This is a genomic window from Lacimicrobium alkaliphilum, assembly GCF_002591895.1.
In the GTDB taxonomy this organism is placed as follows: Bacteria; Pseudomonadota; Gammaproteobacteria; order Enterobacterales; family Alteromonadaceae; genus Lacimicrobium; species Lacimicrobium alkaliphilum.
Window position 1 is genome coordinate 129379 of record NZ_NISX01000007.1, and the last position, 16185, is coordinate 145563.

At 50.2% G+C, this 16185-nt stretch carries 11 protein-coding genes; 2 read left to right on the plus strand and 9 right to left on the minus strand.

The window, feature by feature from the left end; translation table 11 throughout:
* Positions 1–26: 26 nt before the first annotated feature.
* The 4 genes from CDA54_RS08660 to CDA54_RS08675 all read right to left on the minus strand — a co-directional run bounded on the left by CDA54_RS08660 (position 27) and on the right by CDA54_RS08675 (position 6254).
* The gene (locus CDA54_RS08660) at positions 27–2459 is read right to left on the minus strand and encodes a S9 family peptidase (RefSeq protein ID WP_099034602.1); all 2433 of its coding nucleotides are present in this window, start codon (positions 2457–2459) and stop codon (positions 27–29) included.
* A 124-nt stretch (positions 2460–2583) separates the two neighbouring features.
* Complete coding sequence (locus CDA54_RS08665) at positions 2584–3648, minus strand: WD40/YVTN/BNR-like repeat-containing protein (RefSeq protein ID WP_099034603.1); 1065 nt, start codon at positions 3646–3648, stop codon at positions 2584–2586.
* A gap of 139 nt (positions 3649–3787) precedes the next feature.
* Positions 3788–4246 carry a peptide-methionine (R)-S-oxide reductase MsrB gene (gene msrB, locus CDA54_RS08670; protein ID WP_099034604.1) on the minus strand — a complete coding sequence of 153 codons (459 nt, stop codon included), beginning with the start codon at positions 4244–4246 and terminating at the stop codon, positions 3788–3790.
* 43 nt (positions 4247–4289) lie between these two features.
* Positions 4290–6254, minus strand: coding sequence for a class I adenylate cyclase (locus CDA54_RS08675; protein ID WP_099034605.1), 1965 nt, complete (start codon positions 6252–6254; stop codon positions 4290–4292).
* A gap of 174 nt (positions 6255–6428) precedes the next feature.
* Here CDA54_RS08675 and CDA54_RS08680 point away from each other — a divergent pair, with 174 nt between their 5' ends.
* The gene (locus tag CDA54_RS08680) at positions 6429–7058 is read left to right on the plus strand and encodes a YiaD family glycine zipper/OmpA-like lipoprotein (RefSeq protein ID WP_099034606.1); all 630 of its coding nucleotides are present in this window, start codon (positions 6429–6431) and stop codon (positions 7056–7058) included.
* Between the two features lie 47 nt (positions 7059–7105).
* Here CDA54_RS08680 and CDA54_RS08685 read toward each other — a convergent pair whose 3' ends face one another.
* The gene (locus CDA54_RS08685) at positions 7106–9958 is read right to left on the minus strand and encodes an FAD-binding and (Fe-S)-binding domain-containing protein (protein WP_218962389.1); all 2853 of its coding nucleotides are present in this window, start codon (positions 9956–9958) and stop codon (positions 7106–7108) included.
* Between the two features lie 106 nt (positions 9959–10064).
* Between CDA54_RS08685 and CDA54_RS08690 the strand changes: the two genes are divergently transcribed.
* Positions 10065–10922 (plus strand): MurR/RpiR family transcriptional regulator, encoded by an 858-nt coding sequence (locus tag CDA54_RS08690; RefSeq protein WP_099034607.1) that lies wholly within the window; start codon positions 10065–10067, stop codon positions 10920–10922.
* Positions 10923–11532: 610 nt separating this feature from the next.
* On the opposite strand, the gene CDA54_RS08695 is transcribed toward CDA54_RS08690, so the two are convergent.
* Genes CDA54_RS08695 through CDA54_RS08710 form a run of 4 tightly spaced genes read right to left on the minus strand, consistent with a single transcriptional unit; the run spans position 11533 to position 16161 of the window.
* Positions 11533–12717 carry an exo-beta-N-acetylmuramidase NamZ family protein gene (locus tag CDA54_RS08695; RefSeq protein ID WP_099034608.1) on the minus strand — a complete coding sequence of 395 codons (1185 nt, stop codon included), beginning with the start codon at positions 12715–12717 and terminating at the stop codon, positions 11533–11535.
* Positions 12714–13649, minus strand: coding sequence for an N-acetylmuramic acid 6-phosphate etherase (murQ, locus tag CDA54_RS08700; protein WP_099034609.1), 936 nt, complete (start codon positions 13647–13649; stop codon positions 12714–12716). The genes CDA54_RS08695 and murQ overlap by 4 nt, the downstream gene beginning before the upstream one ends.
* Positions 13650–13669: 20 nt before the next feature.
* Positions 13670–14572: a glucosamine kinase nucleotide-binding domain-containing protein gene (locus tag CDA54_RS08705; protein ID WP_099034610.1), complete on the minus strand. Its 903-nt coding sequence runs from the start codon at positions 14570–14572 to the stop codon at positions 13670–13672.
* Entirely contained in the window at positions 14569–16161 is a 1593-nt protein-coding gene (locus tag CDA54_RS08710; protein ID WP_099034611.1) for a sodium:solute symporter, read from the minus strand. Before CDA54_RS08710 ends, CDA54_RS08705 begins: the two co-directional genes overlap by 4 nt.
* Positions 16162–16185 lie beyond the last annotated feature (24 nt).

Genomic DNA, 16185 nt, shown 5'->3' on the forward strand with positions numbered 1-16185 from the left:
AGCGGGCCCCTGGTTTTTATCGCGTACTATTTTGATTCGTAAAGGTACTGCCACCACTGAGGCTCTTCCTTCAGGTGCATATCAAAATAGGCCAGCATGGTAGACCACCAGTGGAAGGTCTTCTCCCGGGTCAGAATATGGTGGTTGTCACCTTTATACTCCACCAGCTCAACGTCCTTGCCCAGTAACTTTAACGCCGTGTACATCTGTTGGCTCTCACCGGGAGGCACATTGGTATCAGCGTCACCGTGAATTAACAACATCGGATTAGTGATATTCTGCGCCTGAAACAAAGGGCTTTGCTGAGTATAGAGTTGTGGATTATTCCAGGGAAAGCTACCACGTGACGCAACACCTGAGTATAACGCTCCCCACCAGCCTTCGCCCCAGTACGATGCGATATTCGCGATACCGGCGTGGGAAATCGACGCGGCGAAAATATCCGTCCGCGTGGCCAGATACATGGTCATAAAACCACCATAGGAAGCGCCGAGATGACCGACTTTATCGCTATTAACAAAGGGGTAGGCTTTGAGGAAAGCCTGAGTGCCCTGAATAATATCATCGCTGGTATACTCTCCCCAGGCATTAACATGCCGGGCAGAAAAGTCCTGCCCAAAACCGAAGGTGCCTGAGGGCTGCAATACATACACCACATACCCCTGAGCGGCCCATAAATTAAAAGGGTAGCGACCGGTAAATCCGCGGGTAACAGGCGCAGTACCGCCATAGTAATAGACCAATGCTGGGTAAGACTGCGTCTCATCCAGATCATGGGGCAGATACACCCGGCCCTTGATGGTGTCCCCGCGGGCGTTTACATAATCAAATTCCTGCATCTGCGGTATCCGGGTATCGTCATACTCAACCGATGAATCACGCAGTTTGACGGCTTTACTACCCGGCTTGTGGGTATACAGTGCCTGTGGTGATGAAGCCGTGGTGCCAGCGTACAATAATCTTGGCTTCACGCTCTTTGCCACTGCAACATGTTTGATTACGTCCAACTGCGATGTCAGCCGGGTGTAAAGGTTATTGTTAAAACCATACAGGTAGGTTTTGTCCTGCTCCGTCACGTTCAGGATAAGGTTATCTTTGTGCGTTACCCACATGGCACTGATGGCTGGGTCGAAGTCTTTCGATAAAGGTCTGACTTTTTCACCCTGCAGATCCATATGGTAGAGCTGTCCGTCATAATCATTGGCAATTTTCTGATCGGCTAACGCCACACCAGCTCCCTGTGAGAAATTCGGACCGCCGAGCACATAAAGCCCTGAGGCGCTGTATCTGGCACTATTGAGTGCCCGGTATTCTCCAATCAGGCGTTCCTCAGACGTATCTATATTGAGCTCAAAAAGCGCATTCTTACCATGGGGAGGCTGACTGTAATCCACCACAGAACGCATTAACAACAGGCGCTTGTTATCCGGGCTGACATCCAGCAAATAAGTGGTGCTGTCTGCGGTCGTTAACTGACGTATCAGGCCAGAGCGCAAATCCATCTGATACAGCTGACTATTATCACGCCATGTGGACCATCTGTCCTCAAGGGCCTGATAACGCTTTACCAGCTTACCGTCATCTTCTCCTGCCTGTTTCCAGCTGAAAACCAGTGTCTGTTTATCCACAAAGCGAAATCCGGAGGCATCTTTTAGTTGTTCAGCCAATATTTGTGTTTTCAGCGTCTCCAGATTAAGTTGCACCAGGCGCTCTCCCTGCAGATACACCAGAGATTTACTGTCACCGGAAAAAACGGCACTGCCTAAAGAAGTGGACCACTTTTGTCTGACTCTTTGGGAGTCCGTCTGCAACAGTTCGGTATAGGTAATTGGCGTATCGCCCATACTCTGGTCATATCTTCGATAGCTCACCAGGGCATATTCGCCGTCATCAGACAGCTGCAGTGCCGAGACAACCTGACTGTCATACAATTGCTGCATAGAAAGGCGCTTTTTATCGCCTCCAAAAAGGACCACGCTGTCATGCTCATCTTTACCGCTGAATTCAAACTCCGGCGTCTTATCGGCCTCTGTACCCTTTGCCAGTACAATCACCTCATGTTCACCGGTCATTAATGCCAGCCTGTAACCCTTGTCACCTTTGTCGGCTTTGACGCCGTCAACATAAACCTGGGGTTTCTCCACCCCCGACAACACCAGCTCTCCCTGAGAAAAGCGAGTCGTTGAAACTGTCATTTTAAATAGCAGTAAACCTTGTTCAGCGGCATCAAACTGCGCCAGGGGTTGCCAGCTATGTTGTTTACCAAAAGCGTGAATTGAATTGCCAGTGGTTTCCTGAATCTGTCTCTGAGTATGTTGGTAGATTGCATCGAGATGCGGGCTGTCGACGCTGTGCTCAAAGGGAACCGGGCCGGCAACCTGAATCATTGTCTTGTCAAGGGTTTGTGCCTGAATCCAGGGTGATAAAATGATCAGCAATATGCTCAAAAACTTATACATAGATTTCCTTATTTTCTAACCATCAAAATTTGGCCCGGGCAAAGCCGGGCCAAAAATTACAGACTAACAAAATAGCAACAAGAGGTATCGTATAAGACGATAAACGACAATAATTCAGGCCGTATTACTGAAACGTAACCTGCATAACGCCACCTTTGTATAAGCCGAGATAAAGCTGTTGCTGGTGTATGACCATACTGAACACGCCACCAAAGAGGTCATTATCCGGATGCTGATAGGACTCCCAGCTCTGTCCGCCATCTTCACTTATTTCCACAATCAGCGACTGAGGATCCTCAAAATTCTTATTCCAGCCGGCGGTGTAGAGTATGTCTTTATTATCCGGATCGAGAACCAGGTCAAAATAAAACCGCGAGTTGTCGTTGGTATTCAGTGCCTGCCAGGTTTCACCATTATCACTACTTTTGATGATACCTCCCTCCCCTGATACAAACAGGGTATGAGACGAATCCGGAGCAAAAACGATACCTTTTACTGTACTTGGCACAGAGAGCAACTCGTCTATGTCAGGAAACGCCTCATAAGTCATATTGTCTGTACGGTAGTGCATCAACAGAGGGTTTTCTATTGCTCCCTGCCCACCGTACCAGATATCAACACCGTTGCTGTTAACCGTAAGTGCTGACATCCCCGTAGCAAATCCATTCCAGCTGCCGGCCAATAATTGCCAGTTACGGCCGAAATCCTCTGATACCGCTAACACGTTATAGCCTACGCCATACAGCTTATCCTGATGATACTGCATGCGTCTGATTGGCTCGCTCAGCCCTTGCGATTGCTGATCAGTGCCACCGAAATCACTCTGCGGTATTTGCCAGGTTTGCCCGCTATCAGTGCTTTCAGCCAGAAAGAATTTGGCGTCAATCTTATAACTTACCAATAGCCGTGTGTCGTCCACGATGGCCAGATCCATCACTTCCCAGTTCTGCTCAGTAAGCCGCTGCCATTGTCCTTCCTGCTGAGAAACATACAGCCCCTGATCTGTGCCGGCATAAAGCTGCTGCGGTGTACTGATAAGACGATGAATGATATGCCCGTCCAGGCCCTGTGAAGTAAATTCAGGTGTGGGGTCCGGCTCAGGAATGGATGCTTTCCCGTCCTCACTGCTGTTGCAAGCAGCCAGAAACAAGATGCTGACAATAAGGGAAATGACTTTTACTGCTGACATTAGACACACTCCTTTTATCTGTCTGGTTTCTTACTAAGGAGACTAGAAATTAAACAGGATCGAATCAACCCGGATATATCCTGCTCCTGAGCGGGCTGATTTTCCTGCGCGGATTTGTGTCTTTTTGTTACGTTTTGTCTTAATCGCTCTTGTTGTCATCCACCTTCTTCAGCGCCACAGCATTAATGCAATATCGTAAGCCGGTTGGCGGTGGTCCGTCAGGAAATACATGACCAAGGTGTGCATCGCAGACATTGCACAACGCTTCGATGCGCTGCATGCCATGGGTGTCATCCAGGTGGTAGGCGACAGCATCTTCCTGAGCCGGTTGCGTAAAAGAGGGCCAGCCACTGCCACTGGCAAACTTCTCACTGGCATCGAACAGCAATGAGTCACAACAGATACAAGCGTAACGCCCCGGCTCTATGGCCTCACAAAGGCCTGAGCTGAAAGGCCGCTCTGTGCCTTTGAGTCGGGTTACCTGAAACTGGTTTTCACTGAGTTGTTGGCGCCATTGATCATCCGTTTTATCGATCCGTCGTGGCGCCGCTGGATTGCCTTTTTCGGCAAACCTCATAATTGCATTCCAATCAAGCATTGTTACCTCCGAGTTTGAACCGGAATCCGGGTGGGCTGAACCGTCACAACAATTCTGGTGTGCCCAGTCCTGAGCGTCTGAGAAAATGTTCATACAAGCGTTGTTTGTTACTACCTTCTGGCGCCGCGACCCATAATGAAGGTGCCTGGTGAATATCTTCAAGTTGAGGATGTAACGCCTTCAAAGCATCAAAACCTGACTCAACACCAAGCTCTCCCCAGCTGTTCAGCGTAATCAGCCGCAGGCTGTCTACTTCGGCTTTCTGCCGGCGGCTTTCAAAATTAAGTACAAACATCACCTTAAGCAGCCTCACTGGTGCCAACAGCGCATCGCGGCTCAGTGCAGAGACCCTTATTGAAGGAAACACCTTCTGGCACTGCGACACCAATGCATCAAGATCCTCTTCCGTTACCGGTTCTGTGTGATAATCGAGAAAGATACGGGTTTTATTATCTACAATACGGTTCCATACCCCCCAAAGTAGCAGATCCACAGGGTTGTCACCGGATTTAAGCAGCACATTGTCCAGCCCCTGCGCGTCACAATTAATCTGATTGCCGCTGTACAGTGACCATTGGCGTTTTTTGTCGGGCATGTGTCGTGCCTTAACAGTTACCACTGCCCGGTAGAGTTCATCGTCAAACGCGCTGCGCAGATATTCAATTTTGTCAGGCTTTTTCGTGTAGTAAGTATCCAGTTTCCGGCCGATAACCGTCATATCTTCATCACTGACCGATTGCTCAGACAGACTGATTGCCGATGAGATACGCCGGTAACAAAGGATTAAAAATCCATGAATCTGTCTGCTCAGTAATGAAAACTCTCTGAAACTCCAGTGCCTGATATTGTCCAGCCGGGAAATCCGGTCCTGACTCCACCCCCAGTTCTGAACATAGCCCTGTATAATCCGGCGCTTAAAATTATCTTCACCCTTTTGAGGTTTACGGCTTAAAAAACAGCCGCATTTGATATACAGACAGGTTTGCAGTAACTCCACAATCTGTGGTTCATTCGCCGCCTTATAGTGTTCCACCAGCTCATCAAACATCAATCCATAGGGATCCACATGTTCGAGTTCTCCGGGTGAACGTACGCCACTGTGAACCTTCCTTTTAAGCAGGTTACACAAGGGCTGTTTATGTTCAATATTTTCCAGAAACACTTCCAGTTTGGCCAGTTTCAGCACCGACTTAAAAGGTGAATCCATGGCCTTACTGATTTGCCAGATTGCAGCGCCAAACAACTCGCCAGGCTCCATTTTCTGTAAGTTTCCAAGATCCATAAACAATCGTGGATCCGGCGGTTGCCCGGGCTGCAGTGAGTCCATCAGCTCCTGATACTGTGTATCCGTGACTTTATCTGGCATCAACCACCAAAAAGGCAACTTTCCTGCAACCACCACATTGGTGGTATAAAACTCTGCTTTGAGGAATACCGCCTGGGCAGAGCCAGAGCTCTCGCCATCGGCCTCACCAAAGTCGTTGTGGCGTACTTTTTCTATATCAGAGAGAAAAAAATGTACCTCCAGCCCCTGTTGATCAGCCCACTGTTCAACCAGCTCCAGCTTTTGCTGAAGTAAAGCACGTTTGCGTTGGTCAAACACGTCCCCCCTGACACACACCCAGTAATCAAAATCAGAGCCTGATGACTGGGCAATAGTGCCGATACTGCCCATCAGAACCAGAGACTCAATCCAGCGATGCTCCGGCCAGGCCCCGCGTACCTTCTCTGAACGGGCTTTTTCTTCGCCAAAAACCTCTGTCAGCGCCTCACTGACCTGCTTTCTTAACGAGTAATGATTCAGGCCGAACGGCACTTCAGCCTGTTCCACATAGCCAGGGAAATCGGGATGATTAACATGTAACAGGAAAGGAATAATATGAAAAAGTGGCCGTTTATCACTCGGCATTAATTCCAAAGCCCGCTCATTTCGGGCTTTGTTATAGCGCAATACCCGTAGCAGACGTATTGCCAGATTTTGTTGAATCTTGATCTTCTGTGCAGTCATAAAGTGTCAGCAGACATCGTCGCTAATTGCTGTGCTCTGTTTGGGAAAATGGCTGAATATTGAAAAATGCCCTTCAATCTTCAGCCCGGTTAGCATCCATCTAAAACCTTTATTCAGCCTGGATTAAGTCAAAAACGTTATTCTGTATGCTCTTTATATTGTCAGGAAGTGATCATGAAACAAAGTATTATTGCACTCACCATTTCTGCATTGTTCCTCGGCGGTTGTGCTTCGAATTCCACCAATACACAAAAAGGCGCCGGTATTGGCGCTGTTGCCGGAGCTTTGCTGGGTAAAGCAACCGGTGATAACGCCAAAAGCCGTTATGTATGGGGGGCTGCCGTCGGTGCCCTGGCCGGTGCCGCAATTGGTAATTATATGGATAAGCAGGAAAAGGAATTTCGCGAGGAGCTGGCTGACAGCGGCGTCTCCGTGCATCGGGAAGGCAATGAATTGCGGCTACAACTGCCTGGTCAGATAACCTTTGCCACCGGCAGTGCCACGATATCGTCCCGGTTTCACGGGGTTCTTGATGATGTTGCTAAGGTTCTGAATAAATACGAAAAAACCACTCTGATGATCGAGGGGCACACTGACAATACCGGTAGCGCTCAGAGCAATCAGGTGCTGTCTGAAGCCCGGGCCAGCGCAGTGCGCAACTACCTTACCACCAGGCAGCTGGATCCGCGCCGTATCACCACTGTGGGGATGGGCCAGTATCAACCTCTGGTACCCAATACCAGTGATCAGAACCGTCAGCAAAACCGTCGTGTGGCGCTGCGTATCCTGCCCAACAAAGCCTGATTCAGGCCACTTTACTTCCCGTTTGGGGACGGGAAGCCAGTATCGGTCTAATCCACACACTTGCTGGTGCTGACTCTGTCCAGCAGATAGGCAACCGACTGAAAAGGAATGCCACTATGCTGATGCAGACCAATTTCACAGCTGCGGCTATTGGAAACGCCCTGACTACACCCAGATGGTATCTGCCCGGATAAATCCGCTAATGCGCTGGCATTCAGCTCAGGCGTATAAAAACCTTTATCACCTGCAAAACCACAACAATAAATATCTTGTGGAACAATCACCTGTTCGGTACAGGCCCGGGTGAGGTCCAGCAAATATTGTTCCGTGTGCATACGCCTGCTACTGCAGGTAATATGCAGAGTTACAGGTTCTTTCTGCGGGCTGATCTCCAGCTTTGGCACTACAAACCGATATAAGAACTCTGCCGTTTCATAAAGCTTAACATCGCTGCCAGGCTGCTTCAGTTGATAGTGGTTAAGCTGCATCGCACAGGGTGATGCATCCACCAACACCGGCAATCCTTCGGCCTTTGCCAGTCTGGCCAGAGACGCCATACTTTGTGACGCTTTATCATCGGCAATCCCGTTGTGGCCTTTGCTGTCCCAGGGCGTGCCGCAACACAACTGGTCAATATCATCCGGCACCAACACACGAAACCCCGCCTTTTCCAGTATTGCGGCAATAACCTCCTGTAAGGGACGCTGATCCTCGGCGCCTGCATCCGTGGCAAACATTCTGTTGGTACAGGAAGGAAAATACACCACAGCAGGTTGCGTGCGGTTTGATGTAACAGCAGTATGGCGGTTTTTTATAGCTGCCTTTGGCCAGGCAGGGTACCATTTTGGAATCGCACCGCCAGAAAGCTTATTCAGGCCCTTAAAGATAGCCTGGGTTGGCGTCTCACCCAGCGTATTCCGACTCAGATCAACGGAGTTCAGTGCAAAACGCGCCACCCTGGTTGTGCCAGCAAAATGACTTGCCACCTGCTTTGCAATCCACTCCCCTTTCGGTTTTTGTGCCCGTAATTGTTTGATGAAGTCGCCGGTATTAATACCTACCGGGCAGCGCTGGGCGCACAATCCGGTAGCGGCACAGGTATCTACACCCAAATACTGATAGGCCTGCTGTAATTGCTGTTTTGTCTGTGGGCTGTATTCACCGGCCTGGATCTGACGCCACAGAGCGATGCGCTGTCTTGGTGTCAGGGTCAGATCTTTAGACGGGCACACGGGTTCACAAAAACCACATTCAATACATTTATCCAACTCAGGATCCAGTGCAGGAATCGGTTTAAGATGCCGAATATGGGCCTTGTCATCGGCATTAAGGATTACACCGGGGTTGAGGATACCATCAGGATCAAACAGTGCCTTAATACGTTCCATCAGGGTGTAGGCAGCGTCTCCCCATTCCATTTTTACAAATGGCGCCATATTACGGCCAGTGCCGTGTTCAGCCTTCAGAGAACCGCCAAAACCTGCAGTAACCAGTTCACTCAAATCCTGCATAAAGTCCTGATAACGGCGGATTTCGGCTTCGGTATTAAAAGCCTGGGTAAACACAAAATGCAGATTCCCTTCCAGAGCGTGACCGAAAATAATAGCCTCGTTATAGCCATGCTTATGAAAAAGCCTGTGTAATGCTTCGACTCCGTCGGCAAGTCTGGGCACAGGAAACGCCACATCCTCGATAATCACGGTGGTACCTGATGGCCTTACTGCGCCCACTGCGGGGAAAGTCCCTTTACGAATGGCCCACAATTCCTGATTACGGGCCTTATCCTGGCTAAACGCAACGCTGCCAATCAGCTCGTCAGTATACGGAGCGATAATCTTCTCAATCTCTTCGAGGTGCTCAGTAAGGACCTGAGCGCAATCTCCCGTCACTTCAATAAGCAATGCTGCGGCCTGCTCATTCAGCGCGTCCATACCTGGTGGCATGGCGGGTTTCCCGGCAACACTTTTCAGTGCTCTGGCGTCCATCAACTCTACCGCAGCTACCGGCGCCTGACGCAGACGACTCACCAGTTCACAACACGTGTCGATACGATTGAAGATAAACAGCCCCGAGGCCCGGTCACGCTCGTCAACGACAGTGTGATAAGTAATATCGGCAATAAACCCCAGGGTACCCTCTGAGCCGATTAACAGATGTTTAAGGATGTCCAGCGGCTGCTCAAAATCCAGCAACGAATTAATTCCATAGCCTGTGGTATTTTTCAGGCGGTATTTATGCCGGATCTTCTCAGCCAGCAGCCCATCCTCTTTGACCTGCTGATGCAATACCTTGAGGCCATCCAATAATGGCCCATGGCTCGACTCAAAGGCTTTTACACTCTCGGCATCGGCGGTATCCAGCACCGAGCCATCTGCCATCACCAGAGTCAGATCACAAAGGGTGTGATAACTATTCTGCTTGACGCCACAGCACATCCCAGAGGCATTGTTGGCAGCGATACCGCCAATTTTACAGCTATCAATAGAAGCTGGATCCGGCCCGATTTTTCGCCCCCACGGCTGCAGGAGCTTATTCGCCTGGGCGCCAATAATGCCGGGCTGAAGGCGTATTCGTGCTCCCTCGTCCAACACCTCTGCCCCGCGCCAGTTCTGTGACAACACCACTAAAACCGAGTCGGTTACTGCCTGGCCGCACAAACTGGTCCCGGCTGCACGAAAGGTAACGGGAACAAGATGGTCTGTAGCAAACTTCAACAAACGGCTGAGCTGACTGATATTGTCAACCCGTACTACCAGCTCAGGAGTCAGACGATAAAAACTCGCATCACCGCTTAGCGCCAGCCTCTGAGCCAGATCCTGAATAATATTTTCAGCTGGCAGAAAATCCCGTAGTGCTTGTTGAAAAGCGACTGGCAGATTTATTTCAGCCTCACACTGCATCAGTAATCCACCTGTGATTAATTACCCGAAATTCATCAAGTATGTTGTTAAAAATTCTTAATACCATAGAATGCAAGGAATAGTTTATTTTTCCAACCTCTGAATCATGTCGACTTTCATTAAAATAAATGCCATGCGTGACAACCTTTCTTCCAGCGAACAGGCCCTGGCGGACTATGTACTCGCGCAACCAGAAAGCATCCGCAACCTTTCATCACAGAAACTGGCCCAGCAGGTAGGTGTGAGTCAGTCCAGTGTGGTTAAATTTACTCAGAAACTGGGATACAAAGGCTACCCAGATTTCAAATTTGCTATTAATGACAGCCTGCGCACTCAACAGGATAAGTCTCATCCTCCGTTACATGGCCACATTTCTCTGGATGACCCTTTTGATGTAGTAGGCGAGAAACTGCTCGCCAGTAAAGTCTCAGTACTCACCAATACCCGGGCCGTAAATGAACAAAGCGCGTATGAAAAAGCCGAACAACTGATACAAAAAGCTAACCGTATACTGATATGCGGTGTGGGCAGTTCGGCTTTGGTGGCAAGGGATTTCTCCTTTAAACTGCAAAAACTGGGTATGGCCGCCGTGGCGGAAAGTGACAACCATATTCAATTAGCCAATATTGCCAATTATGGTCCTAAAGACCTGCTGTTTGTTATCAGTGAATCCGGTGAAACCCCTGAAGAGGTTGCCGTCACCGAACTGGCCAAAGCCAATCATTGTATGGTCATCAGTCTTACAGGTTATGGTCATAACAGTATTGCGAAACTGGCCAATGCCAGGCTTTACACCGTATCTGAAGAAGACTCAGCCCGTTTATCGTCTATTCTTGCCCGTACTGCTCAGGAATTTGTTATCGACACCTTATTTATTCTGCTGACTCAGGCTTCAGGCAAAGGACGCAAAATGCTTGAAGCCTCTAACCAGGCCGTACGCCAGTACCGGCACAAAAACCGCTGATAAGTTGTCAGTCTGCAGCCATCAGTTTTCAGTCACTAAAACAAATGCCAGCATTGACCGCAGAGCACCGCCTTTTTCTGACTACTGACAGCTGATAACTGAAAACTTGTTAGTCAGTCCAATAAATTGGACCCTACAAAATATTGCTCTTCTCTGCGCCCCTGCGCCTTGGCGAGATCACTCTGCTTTTCTTTGTTTGATCTCGCAGAGACGCTGAGAATAAATACTCTTATAACTTCTGTGACCTCTGCGCCTCTGTGGTGAATTATTCATTTCGTATGGTTCGTGGTTGAAAAGCCTTTAACCACGAAAAACACCAAAAACACGAACTTAAATCTATAAACTACCTCCAGTAGTCCTGTAGCCCGTGGTGCAGCGAAGCGCAATCCGGGGATACCCTCGCCTTGCACCAACCCGCACTCCTCTGCGTCTTTGCGCCTCTGCGAGATTGATATTAACCACAGAGACACAGAGAACACAGGGGTATGAAGGGTTTAATCATTTTTACTTCTCCGTTCTCTCCGCGTCTCTGCGGTGAGAAATCCTTTTAAACCTCTGTGTCCTCTGTGTCTCTGTGGTGAAATTCTTCTTGTCCTGTGGTGGTAAAAACTCAGGGATAAAGCAAATAGGGCTCTCTGGCTTTGATAAAAGCCTCTAAGTCGGCCTGCCAGCTTGCACGAATCTGTGCTTGTGTTTTGCCCTCTGCCATGGCTTTTCTCAGCTTGTCAGTACCGGCAAGCTTATCGAAGAAACTCTCACTGGTAAAAAAGGGCTGTTGTTGGCGGACAAACGCCTGATGCCACGCCAGCAGGTACTCCAGATTTAAACCCTGTGCGGTCTTATCACGCAAATCCATACCTTTTATTTCTGTATTTTCAAATTTTGGATGAGTTGACGCACCTGGAATCGAGCGGGGGGTGTAACGAAATGCCTCCCCTTCTGTCAGATAAACACTGTCATGACCTATTACCTGAAAAGGAAAATCGGTACCCCGGCCAATACTCACCACCGTGGGCTCAAAAAATGCCAGCGAAGGGTAATGACGAATGGCGCTGAAATTGGGCAGGTTGGGACTCGGTTTAACCGGCAACTCGTAACGAAGATCATGATGATAGCCGGCAACCGGAACCACCGTTAAGTCGAGCGTTCTTTCAGTCTCTAACCACCCCTCTGCTTTGATCATCTGTGCCAGCTCGCCCACCGTCATGCCATGCACCAATGGAATAGGATGCATACCTACAAAAGACTGAAACTGCGGATCCAGTACCGGCCCGTCTGTATAATCTCCGTTGGGATTAGGACGATCCAGCACCACAAACGGAATATCTGCCTCGGCTGCCGCCTCCATCATATAGTGCATGGAACTGATATAGGTGTAAAAGCGCACACCCACATCCTGAATGTCGAAAACAATCACATCCAGGTCCGCAATAGCCTCAGCGGCAGGTTTGCGTGTTTTACCGTAGATCGAGTAAAGCTCGATCCCGGTTTTCCTGTCTCTGCCGCTGTCAACTTTAGCCCCGGCATCATGATCACCACGAAAACCATGTTCAGGCGCAAAAATACGCTGCACGTTGATCTGATTACCCATTAACAGATCAACCAGGTGTTGCTCCCCTACCATTGATGTCTGATTAACCACCAGGCCCACCGCTTTACCTCTGAGCAGAGGCAGGTAAACCTGTGTTTGTTCAGCACCGGTTTTTATCGGCGTTGTGGCAGAATTTTCGCTACAGCCAAACAGCAGGGTTGCGAGCGTAAACAGGACCCAGACCGGCATTCGCAATGAACTCATTTTGCATCACCTTTTGTCTGTTCCACAGCACGGCGCAAAAAGCCTTTTTGCTGATCCAGCAACGCCTGCCCCTGCTGCTGATCAAGGCCTGTCAATACATGCAATATGGCTAGTTTGGCCTTATAACCTGTATTACTCAGCGCATCACGGGCTGTCTGGTGATCACAATCGGTGGCCTGCATTACGATACGAATGGCCCGTGCGTAGAGTTTCTGATTGCTGGCATTAACATCCACCATCAGGTTTTCATAAATCTTCCCACTGCGGATCATACTGGCCGTAGACAGCATATTAAGAATCATCTTTTGCGCCGATCCCGACTTCATCCTTGTAGAGCCGGTAAGAGCCTCTGGCCCCACCAACGCACAAATACCAATATCCGCGGCATGGGTGACTGCAGATTCCGGATTACAGGTCACACTGATAGCAGGTGCACCGATACTCCGGGCATATTCCAGTGCGGATATCACATAAGGTGTCCGGCCACTGGCCGCTATACCGACCAGTACATCATCAGCGCTGAAGTTTATTTCCTGTAAATCCCTGATAGCCAGTGCCGGATCGTCTTCTGCGCCTTCCACTGCTTTATACATAGCGCCTTCGCCGCCGGCGATGATGCCTATCACCTGCTGATCAGATACGCTGAAGGTTGGCGGACATTCCACCGCGTCCAGCACTCCTAAGCGCCCGCTGGTACCGGCCCCGATGTAAACCAGCCTCCCGTTTTTGGCGAACGCATCGACGATATGATCCACCGCAGCTGCTATTTGTGGAATCGCTGCGGCAACCGCTTTCGCCACCTTCTGCTCTTCGGTATTAATTTTGTGTAATATTGCTTCGGTGCTGAGCAGGTCGATATCCATGGTGTCGGGATTACGCCCCTCAGACACCATCGTATCCAGCTGCTGTAGCAATAGCGATTCTGATTTCATGCAATCGCTGCTTGGTTGACTCATAGTTCAGACTCCCCTGTCAGAGTGACGGATGATGAAGAGGGTTGCATCAGGCCCCGGGCTAATATGCAGGCACCATCAAGAGAATTTCCCTTAGCCGGAATAATGCGAGCCCATAGTGGTTCACTCAGATGCCGGGCGGAGATTTCTGCCAGTCCTCCGGTAAGCACTACAGGTAAACGGTCACCCGTGGCCCGGATTAATCGTTCAACGGCCTGTATGTGGCCTGCAAACAACGATTTGGCCTGCGCGCACTCATCGACACGCTCCAACACCCCCGGTACCAATCCGGCGAACTGCGTTGCGGTAGCATGGCGTAGCCAGTACAAAATGGCGGAACGAGTACTGCCAAGCTGACTACACAGCCACTTGCCGGTTGCAGAAACCGGCTTACCCCGGGTATCCAGCTCCCACAGAACCGCATTGATGGCATTAACACCCAGTCTGGCACCACCACCTTCATCCCCAACCAGCAGCCCCCAGCCACCAATCATGGTTTCGTTACCTTGTTCATCCAATAGCATTGCCACTGAGCCGGTGCCCAACGCCACCACCGCAACCGGATAGCCGCCATTGGCACCATAGGCAGAAGTGCGCGCGTCGGTCATTACATCCAGATGAGCAAAATACGATTCCATCGCCTCATGAGCCTGATTGGCCAGGCTTATTTCTCCGGCACCGGCAAGGCCACAGACCACGCAGAGCTGTTCCAGCCCACAATCAGCCCTGAACGCCAGCTCCCTGGCCAGTTCTAAAATCACCGCCACCGAGCGCGTCAGCCCCAGAGACAATGACGATGCTGCGGCCCGCGCTTCCCAGCTGTTGCCGCTGGGTAAATGCACCAGTCTGGCTGTGGTTTTACTGCCACCGCCATCGACACCGAGAATATACTCCGGTTTCATTGTGAGACTCCTTCGGCATCGGCAGTAACCGAATCCGCGTTATTATTACCGGCCATGCAGACGACGAAGGCTACCGCGGTGCCAATGCACAGCTGCCAGGTAAAACCCAGTTCAAATTGCAGGTCCTGCGGCAGCAACAGGCCGAGGATATAAGGCTGCAAAGCCAGGGTAACGAAGAAGCCACTTAACAGGGCCAGCAACACCGTTCGGGCGCTGCCGCGGCGGGTAAACAGCACAGTAAAGTACACGCCCAACAAACCGCTATAGGAAAACACCATCACGCTCAGAGCAAAAGCCAGTAACGGCATATCGGAATACTGTTGCCAGTAGAAACACAGGATTGCCATACCGGCCAACGCAACAGCCGCCGCAATCATGCCCATTTGCCCGGCCCACACGTAGTGCTTCTCCTGATGTTGCGGTTTAAGCTTTTGCATCATCGGCCGGTACAAATCCTGAACCAATACCGATGACATGGCATTGAGACCCGAATTAAGCGTCGACAGCGCTGCTGCAATCACGCCGACGGTGACAAGCCCGCGCACACCAACAGGTATCTCGTTAAGGACATAGTACATAAAGATAGTCACCTGCTCGCCCTCAAAGGTGGGCACGACAGACTGACCATCGGCCGACATCATCAGATCAGGGCGCTGATAATAGATATACAGCAGCAACCCGATAATAATAAACAACGCCATTACCGGTATCACCAGCACCACAGACCATATCAGTGCTGACGCGCCCTTTTTGGCATCTTTGCAACTGAGCATACGTTGGGTCATATCCTGATCCATGCCAAAAGCGGCAATGTTCAACAGCACAAAGCCGCTGATCGCAGACCAGAAGGTAAAAACCCCGGATGAGGTAAAGTCCAGACGAAAATCCAGCAATGTCAGCTTCGACAGTTCGCGATCATGAGGCTCTCTGAGGGCCTCAATAATCTGCCAGAAATCCGCGGGTATCGCCGCATACAAAAAGTAGATGACGAACAAGGCTGCACCCACATACACCGTACACTGGATCACATCACTGACAATCACAGAGCGAATTCCACCGACAAAAGAGTACGCCAGCCCCACCAGCGTCAGAATCACCACCGAGGTAATGACACTGGAGGCCTGAATATCCGCAAACAGGATCATCGAGACGGCGATAGCAGCCAGATAGAGTCTCGCTCCGCTGGCAAACACCCGTCCAAACAAATACATCAACCCGGCCTGGCGTTTGGCAGACGCACCAAAGCGCTGCTCCAGCATTTCATAGACAGTGGTCACTCTGGCCTGATAAAACTTCGGCATCAGGTACGCAGCGACAAAAAGTGCACCGATAAAAGCGCCTATATTGGTAGCCAGATAGCTGAAGTCATTGCGATAGCCCTGGTCCGGGCCTCCAAGAAAGGTGGCCGCAGACTGTGCCGTCGCCAGCACTGAAATTGCCACCATCCATACCGGCATCGTATTACCGGCAAGAAAATAGTCTGCAGTCGTGGCCGCCTTTTTACGACTGTAATACCAGCCTGTGCTGGCCATCACCAGAAAGTAAGCGATGAACACCAGCCAGTCCTGCCAGGCAAATTGGCTTTGCATAAATACCTCTTAGCCCGCTACTTT